Source organism: Ensifer sp. ENS02 (genome assembly GCF_014851885.1).
GTDB lineage: Bacteria > Pseudomonadota > Alphaproteobacteria > Rhizobiales > Rhizobiaceae > Ensifer > Ensifer adhaerens.
Window position 1 is genome coordinate 180,940 of sequence record NZ_JACVAO010000011.1, and the last position, 17,602, is coordinate 198,541.

Genomic DNA, 17,602 nt, shown 5'->3' on the forward strand with positions numbered 1-17,602 from the left:
ATGCTCGAAATCCGATCTGCACGAAAGGTCTTCTACAAGGGGCAGCCCGACGAGAAGATCGCCCTCAACGATCTCAGCCTGACGCTTCCGACCGGCAACTTCGCCATCGTCATCGGATCGAACGGCGCCGGCAAGAGCAGCATGCTCAATGCCATTTCCGGCGCGCTCATGCTCGATTCAGGCAAGATCCTCATCAACGGCGACGATGTGACGGCACTGCCCGTGCACAAACGTGCGACACGGGTGGCCCGGGTCTTCCAGGATCCGATGAAAGGCACCGCCGCCTCGATGACGGTTGCGGAAAACATGCTGCTTGCCGAATTGCGCGGCAAGAAACTTGGCCTTGGCCGTGGCCTCAATGCCAGGCGGCTCGCAAGCTACCGCGAACGCCTCGCGGCGCTGAACCTCGGGCTCGAAAACCGACTGGACACGCGCGTCGAACTGCTTTCAGGCGGCCAGCGGCAATCGCTTTCGCTGATCATGGCGACGTGCGACCAGCCGGATCTGCTGCTCCTCGACGAGCATACCGCAGCCCTCGATCCCCGCACGGCTGACATCGTCATGCAGGCGACGGTACGCGCGGTCGAAGCCTTCAATCTCACCACGCTGATGGTGACGCACAACATGCAGCACGCCGTCGATTTCGGCCATAGCGTGGTGATGCTCGATGCCGGCCAGATCCGGCTCGAGATCACCGGCGCGGAAAAGGCCGAGGTCACGATCCCGAAACTCATCGGTCACTTCGGCATGAAGACCGACCGGATGCTGCTCGCAAGCTGAGACGGACATGGAAACGGTTTCTACGATATTTTCGAACTTCATCACGCTCGTCCCGGTCACGCTGGCGCAGAGCCTCATCCTTTCCTTCATCGTTCTCGGCATCATGCTGCCATTCCGAACACTGAATTTTCCGGACCTGACGAGCGAGGGCGCATTCCCGCTCGGCGGCTGCGTCTGCGCGCTGTCGCTCGCCGGTGGCGCACCCGGTTGGCTGGCGATCCTCGTTGCGATGGCCGCAGGCTTCCTGGCGGGTAGCTGCACGGCCTTCGTGCATCTGCGCTTCCGCATCCACACGCTGCTTGCCGGCATTCTGATGATGACGATGCTCTACTCGATCAATCTGCGGCTGATGGGCAAGTCTAACCTCTCGGTGTACGGCACGCCAACCATTTTCGATGGCGTACCCTTTGCCGAGCCGGGTTTCCCGGTCGCGAAGATCGTCGTTGCAGGACTGCTCGGCATTGCCGTCTATTGCCTTTTGAACCTCTATTTCCGGACCGAACGCGGAACGGCCATGCGCGCCGTCGGCTCCAACCCGGATATGGCGGAAGCGCAGGGGATCAGCATCTGGGCCTTCACCATCGGCGGGGTCGGTCTAGCCGGTGCCTTCTCGGCCACCAGCGGCGCGCTCATGGTGCAGTCGCAGGGGTTTGCGGACGTCAACATGGGCATCGGTACGCTGATCAACGGCCTTGCGGCGCTGATGATCGGCGAAGCCATTGTCGGCAAGCAGACGATCCGGCGCCAGCTTGCGGCACCCTTCGTCGGAGCCATCGTCTACTACCAGCTTGTCTCGCTCTGCCTTGCCGCCGGCATGCCGCCGACCGACCTGAAGCTTGCCACCGGCCTCTTCGTGCTCGCCATGCTGGCGCTCCCAACCCTCAAGCGCGCCCGCGGCCCCATGCCGGCCCGCGAAACCGTCCGTGAATAGAAGGACTGCCCCATGAACATCGATATCCATGCTGTCGAGGCGCTCGATCGCGACGACCCGCTCGCGGCCTTCAAGAAGCGCTTTGATTTGCCCGAAGGCGTCACCTATCTCGACGGCAATTCGCTCGGCGCGGCGCTCTTTGCCTCCTACGCCGAAATCGAGAAGGCCGCGAAACTCGAATGGGGCCGCGACCTCATTCGCAGCTGGAACACGGCTGGCTGGTTCGCCCTGCCGCTGACGCTCGGCGACCGCGTCGGCCGCCTCATTGGCGCAGCACCCGGCCAGACGGCCGTGACCGACCACACCTCGGCCAATGTCTACAAGGCGCTGCACGCCGCACTCGGCCTCAATGCGGAGCGCAAGGTCATTGTCGCGGAAAGCGAGAGCTTCCCGACCGATCTTTACATGGCTGAGGGCGTGATTGCGACGCGGCCCGGTACCGTCCTGCGGCTTGAGGGCGTCGATGGCCCGCGGATCGAAGGCCTGATCGACGAGAGCGTCGCCGTGGTGCTCGTCAATCACGTCAACTACAAGACCGGCGCTCTGCGCGATATGGCGGCGCTGACCAAGCGCGCGCACGATGTGGGTGCGCTCGTCGTCTGGGATCTCTGCCATTCGGCCGGTGCGCTGCCGGTGGAACTCGATCGCTGCAACGTCGATTTCGCCGTCGGTTGCACCTACAAGTATCTGAATGGTGGCCCCGGTGCGCCAGCCTTTATCTATGTTGCCAGGCGCCATCAGGAAAAGGCCAGCCAACCGCTCAGTGGCTGGTGGGGCCACGCCCGTCCATTCGCTTTCGAGCGCAATTACGACGGCGGCGCGGGCATCTTGCGCTTCCTCTCCGGCACGCAGCCAATCTTGTCGCTGCGCACGCTTTCGGCCGCGCTCGATCTTTGGGATGAAGTGGACATGACGGCCATCCGCCGGAAGAGCATCGCACTCACCGACCTCTTCATAAAGCTCGTCGAAGCGCGTTGCGGCGCGCATGACCTGAAGCTGGTCGGTCCAAGGGACGGCACGGTGCGCGGCAGCCAGGTCTCCTTCGAGCACGAGGGGGCCTATGAAATCATGCAGGCTCTGATCGAGCGGGGCGTCATCGGTGACTTCCGCGCCCCGGCCACCATCCGTTTCGGTTTCACACCGCTCTATACGAGTTTTAAGGATGTGTGGAACGCCGTGGACGTGCTGCATGACGTGATGGAGACTGGCGCTTGGCGCGACGCCCGCTTTGCTGTCCGTAGCGCAGTGACCTGATCGCGATCGCTTGTGAAAAATGGAAAAGCGCTTTCCCTGTCCGGGAAGGCGCTTTTTTTTCGTTTGGGCTGGCTCGAGACTTATCACATCTCGATATCAATTCATTCAACCTATGTGGATTGTTATATTAGACCGCTGATTGCATCCATTACCGGAACAGGAAGGCGCAGCCTCTGAAGGAATGGCGAAAAGGCAATCTCATGGCTCAGGATACGCATGCTCAGCTCTATATCGGCGGCAAATGGAGGGCGACCTCTGAGACGCTCGCCGTCATCAACCCCGCCAATGAGGATGTCATCGGCAAGGTGGCGGTCGCCCGCGAGACGGATCTCGCCGACGCAACGGACGCTGCCTGGCAGGGCTTTCAGGCCTGGAGCCGGACATCGCCGGCTGCCCGCGCGGCGATCATCCTTAAGGCGGCCCAGCTTATGCGCGAGCGCTCAGAGGAGATCGCGCGTTCGATCACGCTCGAAAACGGCAAGCCGCTTTCCGAGGCGCGGTCCGAGGTCATTCGCGGTTGCGAATTCTTCGAATGGGACGCCGGCGAATGCGTGCGTCTCTACGGCCGGGTTATCCCGAGCGCGCCGGGCATCCGCTACATCGTGCTGCAGGAACCGATCGGCCCGGTCGCGGCGTTTTCGCCCTGGAACTTCCCGATGAGCCAGCCCGCCCGCAAGATCGGCGGCGCACTTGCGGCCGGCTGCTCCATCATCATGAAGGCGTCCGAGGAGACGCCAACCGGCGTCGTGCACATAGCGCGGGCGTTCCACGATGCAGGCCTTCCTGCCGGTGTGCTCAACCTCGTCTTCGGCCACCCCGCCGAAATCTCACGCTATCTCATCCCTCAGGACCGGATCCGCATGGTCGCCTTCACCGGCTCGACCGTCGTCGGAAAGCACCTGACGACGCTCGCTTCGCAAATGATGAAACCGGCACTGATGGAACTTGGCGGCCACGCGCCCGTCATCGTCTGCGAGGATGCCGATCCGGTTGCGGCCGGCATTGCCTGCGCCACCCGCAAGTATCGCAATTCCGGCCAGGTCTGCACCTCGCCGACGCGCTTCTTCGTGCACGAAACGCTCTACAGGCGCTTCACCGACGCCTTCGTGGAGAAGGCGCGTTCGATCAAGGTCGGTGACGGCCTCGACGCAGGGACGCAGATGGGCCCGGTGGCCAACGATCGCCGCATCGCTGCCCTCCAGGAGCTTGTCGACGATGCGCGCGCAAAGGGCGCCCGCATCCTGTGCGGCGGCGGACGTCTGGACGGCAAGGGCTACTTCTTCGCGCCGACCGCGATTGCCGATCTGCCGGATGATGCCCGCGCGCTCAGCGAAGAGCCCTTCGGCCCGCTCGCGCTGATCAATCCGGTTGCCTCGATCGACGAAGCGCTTACGAAAGCGAATGCGCTTCCGTTTGGTCTTGCCGCCTATGGCTTCACCAACTCGGCCGCCAACATCGACCGCCTGATGCAGGGCATCGAGGCCGGCAATCTTTCGATCAACACGCTCGAGGCCTCCGTCGCCGAAACGCCGTTCGGTGGCGTCAAGGAAAGCGGCCTTGGCCGCGAGGGTGGCGCGGAGGGCCTGCATCACTACACCGTCGTCAAGAACGTCTCGCTGCGCACCGCCTGACGGCATCGCGCGCCGCAATGAATGGATGATCAGGCCGACACCGCTGTCTGGGTGGTTTCGGCCTTCTTGCGTTCCATCAGCCGACAACCGGGACCATGTCGCGCAGCACCTTGCGCAGCAGTGTGCGCACCGCGAGCGTCGCGGGGGAGGGCGTGCGTTCGCGCGCCGTGATGACAGAGACATCGCGGGCAATCGACGGCTCGACCAACGGGCGGGCTGAGATCTTCCGACCGTTGAGGCCGGTAAAGGCATAGGTCGGCAGGATGGCAACCCCCGCCTCCCGCTCGACGAGCGAAAGGGCCGTGTTGATCTGGTGCACTTCGAGAGAAGGGCGCAGTGGCACGCCGGCGCTTTCGAAGCCGACCTCGGTCAGAAGACGGATATTGCTTTCGCGCGTCAGCGTGATGATCGGCTGGTCGGAAAGCGCGGACCAGGCCACTTCGGCCTTCGTGCAGATGGCGTGGCCCTCGGGCGCAAAAACCATCAGCTGGTCGCGCAGCACGCGTTGGATCTCAAGGCCGTCCTCGTCGCTGGCAAAGGTGCCGACGCCGAGGTCGCAGAGGCCACTGCGCACCCGGGGCGCGATCATGTCCGTCACGACGTCCTCGATCCTGAGTTTGAGGTTCGGATGGCTTTGAGCGACTTCCTGCAGCAGGCGCGGCAGCACGGTTGCGCCAAGGAAGGGCGGGGCGGCGATGCGCACCAGGCCCGTTCTCAGTTGCCCGAGATCGTGCACGGCATCGACGGCGCGCTCGATTTCCGCAAGGCCGGGCAGCGCGGCCGCCGCAAAGACCCGACCGGCCTCGGTCAGTTCGACGCGTCGGGTCGTGCGGTCGAAGAGCCGCGCGCCGAGCAGCGCCTCGAGGTCGCGGATCGCATGCGAGATGCCGGCCTGGCTGGTGCGCAAGCGTTCGGCGGCGCGGGAGAAGTTGCCGAGTTCGACCACGGCCTGAAAACACTTGATCTGACGGAGATTGAGCATCGCGGGATCCATACTGATTTCGGCATGAATATATACAGACTATGTGTCTTAATGAATAAAAAAATCCTGCGCTAAATGCGCCGAGAGAGACCGGAGCGGTTGCTTCACGCGCCACCGGACGGACATGCGACAGGGAGCGTCATGAAATACCAGCGTAAAGATGCAAAGGCCCATTCCCGTGCCACGATGCGCGGCATCTGGGCGGCGGCGAACACGCCGTTTACGGCCGATGGCGCCATCGACGAAGAGGGCTACCGCCGCAATGTCGAGCATTGGATTGCCGATCTCGGTATCGACGGCCTCTTCATTGCCGGCAAGCAGGGTGAGTTCTTCGCGATGTCGGTCGACGAGCGCAAGCGGATGTTCGATCTATCGGTGGAAGCGGCCGGAGGACGGGCGCAGACGATCATGTCCTGCTCCGACCAGAACATGGATGTGGTGATCGATCTTGCCCGTCATGCGCAGGCCTGCGGCGCAGACTACATCGTCGTGCATGCGCCGATCCTGCATTTCTTCAAGCAGCAGGACGAAACGCTGCTGCGCTACTATGAGGCCATCGCCTCAAAGGTGGATATCGGCATGGCGCTGTGGTCGCATCCCGACAGCGGCTATCTGATGAGCCCGGAACTGTGCAACCGGCTTGCCGACATCGAGACGGTCGTGGCGATCAAGTATTCGGTGCCGCGCGCCATGTACGAGGCGCTGACGGCGCTCGCCGGCGACCGCATCCTCGTCTCGACCGCTTCGGAAGAGGAATGGCTGGATAACGTCTTGGAACTCGGTTGGCAGCTTTATCTCTGCTCGTCGCCACCCTACACGCTCCAGACCAAGGCCGACCGGCGCATGGCCGAGTACACAGCACTCGCCTTTGCCGGAAAGGCCGAGGAGGCCCGCGCCGTCAGCGCGAGCCTGCAAGGGGTGCGTGACGCCTTCCGCAAGTCCAAGCCCGCGGAAAAGCCCCATGCGCACCAGAAGTACTGGCAGGAACTGCTTGGCCAAGTGGGGGGAGCCGTCCGCCAGCCACTGCTGGAGCTGACGGATGAGGAAAAGAGACTGACCAGAGCCGCCTTCGAGGAATGCGGCCTGAAACTGCGCTGAACGGGACAGGGAGGAATATCGATGACGAAGCTCAAGGCGTTCAATCTGCAAAAGTGGATCGACGAGCACAAGCACCTGCTGAAGCCGCCGGTCGGCAACCAACAGATCTGGAAAGACGCCGACCTCATGGTGACGATAGTCGGTGGCCCCAACAAGCGCACCGACTATCACGACGATCCCGTCGAGGAGTTCTTCTACCAGCTAAAGGGCGACATGGTGCTGAAGCTCTATGACGGCAAGGAATTCTACGACGTGCCGATCCGCGAGGGCGACATCTTCCTGCTGCCGCCGCATGTGCGCCACTCGCCGCAGCGGCCGATGGAGGGATCGATCGGCCTTGTGATCGAGCCCACGCGGCCTGAAGGCCTGCTCGACGCTGTCGAATGGTACTGCTTCGAATGCACGGAACTTGTGCACCGCGCGGAGGTAGACCTCGAATCCATCGTCGACGATCTGCCGCCGATCTATCAGGCCTTCTACGCGGACGAAAAGCTGCGCACGTGCCCGAAATGCGGAACCGTGCACCCCGGCAAGACCCCGCCCGAGGGCTGGGTGACGCTCTGAACCCGGCAGCAGACCAGCAAAGGATCGTCATGTCGAAAGTCGAAGCCATCTGCCTCGTGGGCTGGGGCGCCATCGGACAGCGGGTGGCAGCACTTCTTAAGGCGCGGGGCGCGAACGCCCGGATTGTCGGGATCGCCGTGCGCGATCCCAGGGAAATCGAAGCGACCATGCCGGACGGGACGGTTCATGTTGCCGGTCCAGAAGCGCTGACGGCGACCGGCGCGACGTTGGTCGTCGAGGCGGCGAGCCGCGAAAGCGTCCAGCCCTTCGCCCGGGCGGCATTGGCGGCGGGGATGGATTTCGCGGTGTCCTCGACCTCGGCCCTGGTGGATGCCACCGTGCTCGACGAACTCGTGGAACTTGCGCGGCGGAACGGTTGCAAGCTTATCATACCGCCGGGCGCGCTCGGCGGCATCGATGCGCTCTCGGCGGCCTCACGGTTGGGTCTGGACAGCGTGGAGCACATCATCACCAAGCCCGCGAGGGCCTGGTTTGGGACGCCCGCCGAAGAGTGCTGTCGCCTAGGCGAACTTCAGGAAGCGGAAGCTTTCTTTGCAGGATCGGCCGCTGAGGCGGCGACGGCCTTTCCGCAAAATGCCAATGTGGCGGCGACCATCTCCCTTGCCGGCATCGGTATGGAACATACGCGTGTGCAGCTCGTCGCCGATCCCAAAGCAGTGGAAAACACGCACAGCATTATCGCCCGCGGCGCCTTCGGCACACTCGAAATCCGCCTTCAGAACCGCCCGCTCGCAGCCAATCCGAAATCCTCGGAGATGACGGCACTGAACCTCGTTCGCCTGATCGAGAACAGGACAAGCGCGCTTGTCCTTTAGTCGGTAGCTGCCGCTCGACTGCTCGGCCATTGCCGTTCCGGGCAGATCTTTGTGCTGCCGGCAACCGCATGCGCCGCTTTATCCGTTGGCTCTATCGAAACCACCTTTGACATTGTCGGTGAAAAGCATCACGCGTGTGCTGGTGCTTGAACGCCCAGACGTTGCGGGGCGTCTGTCGCTCCGACGGCGGGCTTTCACGCTCTTCCTAGCAAGCCGTCGGCCGATCCAGGAGAGGTAGGAGGTGGTTTTTCCTGCTGTCAACGGGGGATAAGCGGGACAGAATCGCATTGCGCGAAAGCTCCGCGATACAGTGATGCGCGCCAATGTGCCTACTGCCGAACGAAGGCTGGATCAGCTTCTTGCCCGCCAGGCTCGTCTCGAAGGAGAGCGAGATGGTCATCGCGAAGTTCGAACCCCGGCAAAACGCCTAGAGCGCAGGTTGATGCCGCAGAGGAAGTAACGATGGCCGGCGAGCGACGTAAGCCTGCGACTGGCTCGATGCCTGCCTTTGTGAAGCCCGTTTCGGGAACAAGAGCGAGGCGCAGCCGTTCTACGGTCAGACCTGCCTCATCGAGCCCGCACATGGAGCAACGGCCGAAGGGAGGAGATCTGACAGTGGCGATCCGCGCAATCGCGCCCCTACCCGAATGGACGCAGCGCGCTGCAGCACACTGCCACAGCCACAGTGAAAACACGCCCGTTTCTCGCACGACCTTCGGGCAAGGTCCGCTTGCGAGACGAATGCGTTGCGATAGAGTTGCTCTGCGATTCGTCGCCTGGAGGAAAGATGCGTCAGCAGACAAAGCCGTTTATCGTTGAGATCAAGCAATCCCGAAAGCTTAAACCCAACGGCGAAAAACTATCGATCTGGGGGAAACTGGATTTGAGCGTTGCCGAAGAGCACGTGGCATCCGAGAACCCAGTAGAGGCACCGGCCGCCATCGAAAGCGGCGACCGGCTCTAGCGCGCGATCGGCGCAAACCCTCAAAGAGCCATCTCAAACATCCGTCGTGTCCGGTTACAGTTCATGAAGAGAGGCGGTCGCGCGCTCTTCTGGAGCGGCCGCATGGATGATTGCCCGCTTGTCGTCGTCCAGCGCCTTGCGCCAGAATTGAAGACAGGAAGTGTGAGCGGGCCGCGGTTCGCGTTCAGGCGCTATAGCAAGGTCGGCGCCTTTCGCCGAGCCGATAACAGGCGCGTTTTTGCGGCGCTTAATGGTATCGAAAGCTTCTGGCTGTATCGAAGCCCTATGCTTGGGGGTGGGTTTCGAAGTCGTGCTTTGGCAGTATTTCTGCTTTTGTTGATGCTGACGCACCTGGGCGTTGGATCGACCCACGCTGGTGATTCCAGCAACATTCGCAATTCCTGCTGGGCATCCGGCCGCATCTCAGAGAACGTGATCACCATAGCTTTGGCAGCCGAGCGGTGGTCCTGTGATGACCGGAAATTCTCGATTGATTCCGAACGAGTGCTGCTTCGCTTCGATCTCAGGCCGGGCGATAGCCCTCCTCGATACTTTCTCTCCAGGCGGAGCGCACTTGAGGCGGTGCATCTCCTTGCAATCGACCAGGACGGCGCGGTGCGGCAAGCCTCCGTTTCTGCAGCAGCGTTGCCCAGCTCAATGGCCGGTGGGTATTTCAAGGCTCCCCTGCCTGTAGTGACAGATGCGACGCGGCAAGTCGTCGTCGCAATCGATTTGCCCAGCCATCGGATGACACTGGAGCGAGCATATCTGGCACCAGTGGATGTCGCAGTCGATAGCATCGACGATATGCAACTCCTGACGTTCGTCGCAGGCCTAGCTGGCATGCTCGCCATGCTTCTGATCTTCAATGCGGCGTTCTATCGGATCCTGCGCGAACCTTTTGTTCTCTGGCACTCGGCTTTGACGCTGTCGTTGCTGATGACCATTATGACCTCATCAAGTTTGTCAGTCGTATTTTTCGACCCGCCGGCCATGACTTTGAGCTGGATGACCACCTTGCTCTTCGGGATGACGGTCGCATCAGGAGCGATGTTTACGTACAGCTTCATCGAACCTGGACTGATGCATCCTGCACTACGGCGTCTGCTACCCTATTGTGCGGCATCGGCATTGTTCCTGAGTGCGTTTCACGCGGCATTCCCGTTCGTTGCGCGGCCAATACAATCGACCGCGTACACGGCTGCGTTTGCACCGATCCTCATCATTTTCATACTGTCGATGATCGACGCATTGCGCCGCGGGAGCCGCGCGGCAAAATTTCAGGCAGTCGGATACACGCCAATGATCGCGGTCGGCTTGATCCGTCTGGTGACGGGCGTCGTACCCTGGTTCGACAGCATCGACGCCACGCTCGCGTTTTATGCTGGCTGTCTATTCGAAGCCCTCTTCACCACGCTCGGCGTAGCTGATCGCTTCGTGACCATGAAGCGGGAGCGAGATCGCGCACGCATCGAAGCCGATCTGCTTGAACGGCTTTCCGAAACGGACCCATTGACGGGCTTGCTCAATCGTCGAGCTATTGAGGGACAGTTCGCGCAGCTTCGAGCTGATGGCTTTGCAACATTGGCGGTCATTGACCTTGATCATTTCAAGTCAATCAATGACGTAAACGGACATGCCGTTGGAGATGCCGTGCTCAAAGCTGTAGCCAATGCTTTCCAGACAGGGCCGGACGTGCGGGCATACCGTCTTGGCGGTGAAGAATTTGTACTTCTCTTGCGCGGCAATGATGCCGCCACCCTGGCCGAACGCCGGCGACAGGCAATTCCGGTAATTGTCGCCAGTACCGTTCCGGGTCTCGAGCGACCTGTAACCGCCAGCATGGGAGTGGCGGATACCTTCGGCGATGAAGGTTTTGAGAAACTCTATGAACGGGCCGACAAGCTCCTCTACGAAGCAAAGAGCGCGGGCCGAAATCGAACTCGGAGCACCATCAAGGCAGAGACGGATCTGGAAATCTTTGTGAAAGAACAGGCCTTCGCCAACTAGAGCACTCACAGTGCTGAATGAACGGGGGCGGATGTTGGTTGCGGGCTTGGCCATGTCTCTTTCTTTCGGGCCGAAGTGGTTCCGGCCCAGTGCCGAACCGGCGGAAGACGGCCGCTTCAATGTTCGGGCTCGGCCGGACAAGCGGAGACGATCTGCGGGCATACGAGGCAGTGCCCTGCGAAAGCAAGCGGGTCCGCTCCGCGCGGCGACGGATGCCGGCCGCCACGCGGCGCAAATGCGGCCTTATAGCGGACGACCGACGTTTTAGACCGCAGCAAAACCGAAGGACGAGCCGTGACATTTGCGTCAGCACCGCAGAGAAGGTAGGGGTGCACCCCTATTGCAGCGATCGCGGCCGCGACCACTGCAAGATCCGAAAAACCATGCAAGGCAGACCATGAGCGACCAGAACGACGACTACGTGTACGACGATGTAACGGGTGAGTGGCGGCCAGCCTCCGAACTTGCTGCCGAGAAAGCAAGAGCCGCCGAGGTTCGCGATGCGTCAGGGACCGTCCTTGCAGATGGCGACTCAGTCGTTTTGATCAAGGATCTCAAGGTAAAGGGTGCCGGGCAAACGCTGAAGCAGGGAACGGTGATCAAGTCGATCCGGCTAACTGATAATCCTGAAGAAATCGATTGCCGCCATGAGGCGATCAAAGGTCTTGTTCTACGCACTGAGTTTGTTCGCAAACGCTAGACGTTCGAAGCGTAACAGGTGATCGGCAGTCCTGAAGCGGCGCCGACGTCTTCGGAAGCGCTCAGCTTGAGGGCCGAGGAGTTGTCGCCGCTTAGCCCAGCGGTTTGGTCGGCGTTCTCGGCCGTTGTAATGCCGACCCGCACTTCCAACGCATAGCGACAACGGAGCGCGACTAAGCGGATTGCGGCCCATGAGCTCGCAGTCGCGCTGGATGGCAGCCTGGTCGCAGGCTGCGGCCATCCGCTAGCTGCTTCTCTTGCCGCGCAACGGGAGGGCCGCCCTTTCGCCTACGGGAATACGAGGGCTGCACCATCCCGGCTCGACCCTTCCGGCTCGACCCATGGCGAGTGCGTCTAGCTATGGACCGCGGCGACCAGGCGGCGGCAGGCCTCCACGAGGTTCGGTTGCTGAAGCAGGGCGCCGCCGATCAGATACATGACGTCGTTGCCGTAGGCCTCACGCATCTCGGGAACGCGCTCGAAGGTCATGCCGCCACCGGGTGCAGCGACGATCGCCTTCGGCCCCCTCATGTCGGCCGCGCAGGCCCGAGCAATCGACAGGCATTCCTCTCGCGTGAAACCGAAGCGGCCTCCGAAGTTCGGGTAGATCACCGCATCCGCGCCCATCAGGCGATGCAGCGTGCCGAAGAACGAACGGTGCGAGAAGCCGCAATCGGCAGAAACCACATTTGCGCCGGAGAAGGCCGGGTGCGAAACGATCGGCAAGGTGAAATCGGGATCGGCCGCAAGTGTGCGCACGACATCATAGCCGGTCAATGCCGGGGCCAGCATCACGGCGCCCGCACCGGCGGCCTGCGCTTCCTTCGCCCGGTCAAGCACGGCCAAAGCCGGCCCGGTGACATTCGGCACGAAGCTTGTCCTGCCGCCGGTTTTGGCATTGGCCTCGCCGACGGCCTCGATGCAGGCCTTCAGGCGTTCATTAAAAGGCGACGTCACCTGATCGACGAGACCATGGTCGTCCTTGACGAAGTGCATGCCGCCAAGCGCGAAATCATGGGCGCGGCTCGCAAGTTCGGATGTCGAAAGCCCGACGGGCTTGATCGCCGACATCAAAAGAGGGCTTTCGCCCACGCCGGCGCGGGCGCGAAGCCCGGCAATGCCGTGGCGGGGTCCTGTGCAAAGCCCAAGGATACCCGGCGAAAGACCGATATCCTCGACCTTCAGGCCGGGCTTGATGGAGCTGTTGCCGAAGATGACGTTCAAGAGCTGCAGAAAGTCGCCGCCAACATCGTCGTCGGAATAGGAGATCGAGGCCAGAAAGCCCGGCCGGCCGACCGGATCCGGCTTCAGGTCTTCCAGCTTGCCGAGGATTTCATCCTCGACGTAGCCCTTGGGAACGGCGCTGCGCGGAATTTCGACGGTCTGCTCCAGAGCGATATCCAGCGCTCGCGCCTTAGCCTCGTCGGCGTCAGCGGCACGCACGTAGTAGGTGACGGTGAAACGCGGAGCCACTAGAGCGCCTCCGCCTTCTGCGCCGAATGCACGTGGTCGATGCGGACCTCCGTCAATTCGTCCTCGCCGATCTCCAGAGGCTTGCCGACCAATTCGCTGATGGCGCCAACGAGCGCGCCGGCGTCGAGGCCATACTTCTTCATGAGGTAGGGCTTGGACGCGCCATGGGCGAAGGTGTCGTTGAGGCCCAGCCGCTTCAGGCGAATGCCGAGGCCTTCTTCGGCCAGAATTTCCGCCACGAGCGAGCCGAGGCCACCGACGATGGTGTGGTTTTCCAGCGTGACGATCCCCTTCTTGCCCCGCGCGGCCTTCAAAAGGCCTTCGCGATCGAAGGGTTTCAGGGTCGAGGCGTGCAGATGGGTGATGCCGATGCCGCGTGCCTGAAGCGGTTGGGTGGCGCGCAGTGCTTCCTCGGTGCAGACGCCTGAGGAAACGACGAGAATGTCGTCGCCCTCGGACAGAACCCGCAGCTTGTTGAACGCGAAAGGCGTGGAGAAGAGACGCGGGACCTCGCCGCGAAGCACACGTACATAGACAGGGCCATCGATGCTGTCGGCCACTTCAAGCACGGTCTCCACCTCGGTCGCATCACCGGTCTCGAGGATCGTCATGTTTGGTACGGCGCGCAGAACGGCAATGTCCTCGATCGCCTGGTGGGTGATGCCGCCGGGCGTGGTGATACCGGGCAGGAAGCCCATCAGTCGCACCTTGCGATTGGAATAGGCGATGGAGTTGATCAACTGATCATAGGGGCGGCGATAGAGGAAGACCGAGAAGGTGTGAATGAACGGCCGATAGCCTTCCATCGCCAGCCCGCCGGCAAAGGACAACATGTTCTGCTCGGCCATGCCGAGCGAGAGGAACTGCTGCGGATGCCGGTCGCGGAAGCCGTCGACCTCACAGGACGAGGTCAGGTCGGCGGAAAGGCAGAGGACTTCGGGTCGCGCGGTCGCGAAGGTTTCGAATGCCTTGGCGTAGGGACGATTGACGATCTCGACCATATTCAGGCCCCTTTCATTGCGTCGGCGTCGATGCCGAGTTCGGCCGCAAGTGCCGCCTGCATTTCAAGCCGCTCTTCCTGGCTCTTGAAGCGAACGTAATGAAGCCGCGGGAAACGTTTCTTAAGGAAGTCCATGCCCTGGTAGGGCGAGGTGTTGGCGAGGATGACCAGCGGCTTGCCGGGCTCGGTGCTTCCGGCCGCGGCCCTGAGCGCTTCCAGGTCGTGGCCGTCGACCGACCGGCAGGTGACGCCGAAGGCGCTCACCCGGGCGGCGAGATCGCCAAGGTCAAGCACCGACGACATGGCGCCGTCGCATTGCTGGCGGTTCACGTCGACGACGACGCGGATGTTGTCGATGCCGTGGTAGCTCAGCGCCGCAAGGCACTCCCAGGTTTGGCCTTCCTGGAACTCGCCGTCCGACATGTAGACCCAGACCTTGCCCGGCTCCTTCTTCTGCAGCCGCGCCCAGGCGACGCCCGAGGCCATGGACAGACCCTGCGCCAGCGAGCCCGTGGTCACTTCCATGCCGGGGCTGTGCTCGGCGCCGATCATCTCGACCGAACCGCCGTCCTTGTTGAAGTGATCGAGCGCGTGCTCGTCCATGCGCCCCATCTCGATCAGCGCCGAATAGATGACGAGCGCATAGTGGGCGGGCGAGATGAAGAAACGGTCGAACGCCGGCCCAACCGGTCCGTGATAGCCGGCGCCGGTAAAGGCGTCCGGATTGTGCGCCGAAGGAACACCGCGAAACGGCAGCGGCACCTTCGGCAACGTCGGCTCGCCGAGCGTCAGAAGCTCGTTATAGAGCAGAGCAAGGCTTTCGGCAGCCGAGCAGGCCTGGCTGAGGTAACCGCCATTGTTCCTCATGGTGTGGAAGAACACCCGCCGGCGGATGCCGAGCGCGATCTCTTCCGTTGAAACCCGGTTCGTGAGTGTCATCGTCTCAGCTCCGTTCTGGGAAAAGCGCCTTGAGGCCTTCGGGCGATGGTGTTGCGATGCCGCGCTCGGTGATCAGGCCGGTGATGAGTCGGGCGGGCGTGACGTCGAAGGCCGGATTGGCGGCAGGGCTGCCCTCCGGCGAAATGCGCACGCTGGCAATCGAGCCGTCGCTGGCGCGCCCCTGGACGAAGCTCACCTCGTCGGCGGTTCGCTCCTCGATCGGGATTTCCTTGATCCCGTCGCGGACCGTCCAGTCGATCGTCGGCGAGGGAAGGGCGACATAGAAGGGGACGCCATTGTCGCGCGCAGCTAGCGCCTTCAGATAGGTGCCGATCTTGTTGCAGACATCGCCATTGGCCGTCGTCCGGTCCGTGCCGACAATGACCATATCCACATCGCCGTGCTGCATCAGGTGCCCGCCGGCATTGTCGACGATCAGCGTGTGCGGCACACCGTGGCCGTTCATTTCCCAGGCGGTGAGATAGGCGCCCTGATTGCGCGGGCGTGTTTCGTCGACATAGACATGCACCGGAATGCCTTCCTCGACAGCCATGTAGATGGGTGCAGTCGCAGTGCCATAGTCGACGGTCGCAAGCCAGCCGGCGTTGCAATGGGTGAGGATGCGCACGGGTTCACCCGGCGCCTTCTTCGCAGCAATCTCGCGGATGACCTTCAGGCCGTTTGCGCCAATGGCGCGATTGAGTTCGACATCTTCGGCCGCGATCTCGGCGGCACGATCATAGGCCGCCTTGGCACGCCCGCCTTCCGGCGAGGGGCGCAGATGGTCGCGCATGGCGTTCAGCGCCCAGCGCAGATTGATGGCGGTCGGGCGTGTTTCGTTGAGTTCCTCCCAGACGGCGTCGAGATGGGCGTTCGACGGGTCCTTGGCCATCGCAATCGCAACACCGTAGGCGGCCGTGACGCCGATCAGCGGTGCGCCGCGCACCCACATGTCGCGGATGGCGACGGCGACATCGGCGACCGTTTTCAGCGTCACGACGCGGAACTCGTGCGGCAACCAGCGTTGGTCGATGATATCGACGGAGCGTCCGTCCTCGTTGAGCCAGATCGTATGGTAGTGGCGTTCTCCGACTTTCACGCTGATGTCTCCTTCTGAAGGCGCTCCGCGAGTGCGCGGATGTCCTTGAGGCTGTGGATATGATGCCGGTTGACGGCGAGGTGACGCCCGAGCTTCAGCGCCCTGGTTTCGCAGGCAGCACGGCGATCGGGGTCGACAATGGTTTCGAAGTCGGCGTTGTGGGCGAGCCCCAGGATGCGGCGGTGTATCTCGACACCGGCAAAGCCCAACATCTCGCGCCAGATCTCGTCGATGACGATATCGAGCGCCTGTTCGGCACCGAACGGATCGTTGCGCGCCTCAAAGAGGCTTGCCTGATAGAGAATGCCGTTACGCTCCGTGCGCCAGAGATGGGCGAATTCGGTGCGGAAGGTTTCCCAGATGACTTCGACCGTATCGAGCAGATAGGTGCGCATGCCATCTCGGGCACTGGGCGCGTTTTCGTGTCCGCTCTGCGAAAAATAGCTCATCCAGAAATTGGCAAGCAGCATGCCGACGTCGAAGCTGATCGGTCCGTAGAACGCGAACTCCGGGTCGATGACGCGGGTCTCGTCGTCGGTCACCATAACAGAACCGGTATGCAGATCGCCATGGCAGAGCGTTTCGGCTTTTGCCGAGAACAGATGTTTCAGCCGCTGTGCTTCGACCTTGAGGTCGCGGTCGGCGCGAAGCTCGGCCACGATCGGATCGAGCTGGGGCGTGGTATGACGATTGAGCTCGGCCTCGAAATAGGGATCGGAAAACACCAGGTTTTCGGTGATGTCGCAAAGCTCGATATTGTCGGCGAAAAGCGCAAGGTCCGTCTTCTTTTCTCGCGTGGCCATGGAGAGGTCGGAGCCGCGAAAGAGCGTGCGGGCGACGAAGAGGCCGAGGTCACGCCCGATTTTCGGTAGTTGCCGCCCGTCGATCAGCGCGCGCCTCAAAATGACGTGCGGCGTCAGGAATTCCATGACGATGAGCGCCTGGGATTCGTCGAAGAAATAGATCTCCGGCACCAGACCGGGGTCACGCGCTGCCTGGCGCTTCAGGGCATGATATTCGAAATAGGAGCGCTTCAGCGGCAGCGGCCAGCTTTCGCCGACAAGGCGCACATAGGGCAGCGCCTGCTTGACGATGGCAGCGCCCCTGTCGCCGGAGACGATGAAGACCAGATTGAGGTTGCCGTCGCCGACTTCCTTAACGCTCCAGCGCGAAAAGTCCGGCCCGATTTTTTCTCTCAGGACGGTGTTGCCGCCGAGTTTTTCCGGCAACGTCGCAGCGCTCAGCGCCTCGAAGACCTGCTTGTCCATATCGTTCTCCTCCAACGCATGGCGCGGGCCTCCACCGCTCGCAGCCATACCGTGTGTGGTCACAACTAAGGCGG

The 17,602-nt window shown here is 62.2% G+C and carries 16 protein-coding genes; 10 read left to right on the top strand and 6 right to left on the bottom strand.

Translation table 11 applies throughout. The features are described from left to right. The 4 genes from IB262_RS23855 (at position 1) to IB262_RS23870 (ending at position 4,596) form a co-directional block, all read left to right on the top strand. Positions 1 to 780 (top strand): ABC transporter ATP-binding protein, encoded by a 780-nt coding sequence (locus tag IB262_RS23855; protein WP_034796481.1) that lies wholly within the window; start codon positions 1 to 3, stop codon positions 778 to 780. Positions 781 to 787: 7 nt separating this feature from the next. Next, the gene (locus IB262_RS23860; protein WP_060517968.1) at positions 788 to 1,711 is read left to right on the top strand and encodes an ABC transporter permease; all 924 of its coding nucleotides are present in this window, start codon (positions 788 to 790) and stop codon (positions 1,709 to 1,711) included. 12 nt (positions 1,712 to 1,723) lie between these two features. Then, entirely contained in the window at positions 1,724 to 2,965 is a 1,242-nt protein-coding gene (gene kynU / locus IB262_RS23865) for a kynureninase (RefSeq protein WP_192493885.1), read from the top strand. 200 nt (positions 2,966 to 3,165) lie between these two features. After that, positions 3,166 to 4,596: an NAD-dependent succinate-semialdehyde dehydrogenase gene (locus tag IB262_RS23870; RefSeq protein WP_192493886.1), complete on the top strand. Its 1,431-nt coding sequence runs from the start codon at positions 3,166 to 3,168 to the stop codon at positions 4,594 to 4,596. Between the two features lie 76 nt (positions 4,597 to 4,672). On the opposite strand, the gene IB262_RS23875 is transcribed toward IB262_RS23870, so the two are convergent. Further along, a complete protein-coding gene (locus tag IB262_RS23875) occupies positions 4,673 to 5,578 on the bottom strand; it encodes a LysR family transcriptional regulator (protein WP_060580828.1) in 906 nt (301 codons plus the stop codon). A gap of 141 nt (positions 5,579 to 5,719) precedes the next feature. Here IB262_RS23875 and IB262_RS23880 point away from each other — a divergent pair, with 141 nt between their 5' ends. The 6 genes from IB262_RS23880 (at position 5,720) to IB262_RS23905 (ending at position 11,750) form a co-directional block, all read left to right on the top strand. Continuing rightward, on the top strand, positions 5,720 to 6,676 hold the full coding sequence (locus tag IB262_RS23880; RefSeq protein ID WP_192493887.1) for a dihydrodipicolinate synthase family protein: 957 nt from the start codon (positions 5,720 to 5,722) through the stop codon (positions 6,674 to 6,676). 21 nt (positions 6,677 to 6,697) lie between these two features. Then, complete coding sequence (locus IB262_RS23885) at positions 6,698 to 7,240, top strand: 3-hydroxyanthranilate 3,4-dioxygenase (protein WP_060530138.1); 543 nt, start codon at positions 6,698 to 6,700, stop codon at positions 7,238 to 7,240. Between the two features lie 29 nt (positions 7,241 to 7,269). After that, on the top strand, positions 7,270 to 8,076 hold the full coding sequence (locus tag IB262_RS23890; protein WP_192493888.1) for an aspartate dehydrogenase: 807 nt from the start codon (positions 7,270 to 7,272) through the stop codon (positions 8,074 to 8,076). Between the two features lie 787 nt (positions 8,077 to 8,863). Continuing rightward, a complete protein-coding gene (locus IB262_RS23895) occupies positions 8,864 to 9,040 on the top strand; it encodes a hypothetical protein (RefSeq protein WP_167550733.1) in 177 nt (58 codons plus the stop codon). Between the two features lie 102 nt (positions 9,041 to 9,142). Further along, positions 9,143 to 11,050: a diguanylate cyclase gene (locus IB262_RS23900; RefSeq protein ID WP_246713260.1), complete on the top strand. Its 1,908-nt coding sequence runs from the start codon at positions 9,143 to 9,145 to the stop codon at positions 11,048 to 11,050. 397 nt (positions 11,051 to 11,447) lie between these two features. After that, positions 11,448 to 11,750, top strand: coding sequence for an alkylphosphonate utilization protein (locus IB262_RS23905; RefSeq protein WP_034796466.1), 303 nt, complete (start codon positions 11,448 to 11,450; stop codon positions 11,748 to 11,750). 353 nt (positions 11,751 to 12,103) lie between these two features. Here the strand turns inward: IB262_RS23905 and IB262_RS36010 are convergent, their stop codons facing one another. From IB262_RS36010 to mtnK, 5 genes are read right to left on the bottom strand one after another with little or no spacing between them, the layout of a single operon-like run. Further along, complete coding sequence (locus IB262_RS36010) at positions 12,104 to 13,222, bottom strand: RuBisCO large subunit C-terminal-like domain-containing protein (RefSeq protein ID WP_192493889.1); 1,119 nt, start codon at positions 13,220 to 13,222, stop codon at positions 12,104 to 12,106. Further along, positions 13,222 to 14,223, bottom strand: a complete 1,002-nt coding sequence (locus IB262_RS23915) for a transketolase C-terminal domain-containing protein (protein WP_090298606.1) — start codon at positions 14,221 to 14,223, stop codon at positions 13,222 to 13,224. Before IB262_RS23915 ends, IB262_RS36010 begins: the two co-directional genes overlap by 1 nt. A gap of 2 nt (positions 14,224 to 14,225) precedes the next feature. Beyond that, positions 14,226 to 15,161: a transketolase gene (locus IB262_RS23920; protein ID WP_192493890.1), complete on the bottom strand. Its 936-nt coding sequence runs from the start codon at positions 15,159 to 15,161 to the stop codon at positions 14,226 to 14,228. Positions 15,162 to 15,165: 4 nt separating this feature from the next. Next, positions 15,166 to 16,260 carry an S-methyl-5-thioribose-1-phosphate isomerase gene (gene mtnA / locus IB262_RS23925; protein WP_192493891.1) on the bottom strand — a complete coding sequence of 365 codons (1,095 nt, stop codon included), beginning with the start codon at positions 16,258 to 16,260 and terminating at the stop codon, positions 15,166 to 15,168. Next, complete coding sequence (gene mtnK / locus IB262_RS23930) at positions 16,257 to 17,528, bottom strand: S-methyl-5-thioribose kinase (protein WP_192493892.1); 1,272 nt, start codon at positions 17,526 to 17,528, stop codon at positions 16,257 to 16,259. The genes mtnA and mtnK overlap by 4 nt, the downstream gene beginning before the upstream one ends. Positions 17,529 to 17,602 lie beyond the last annotated feature (74 nt).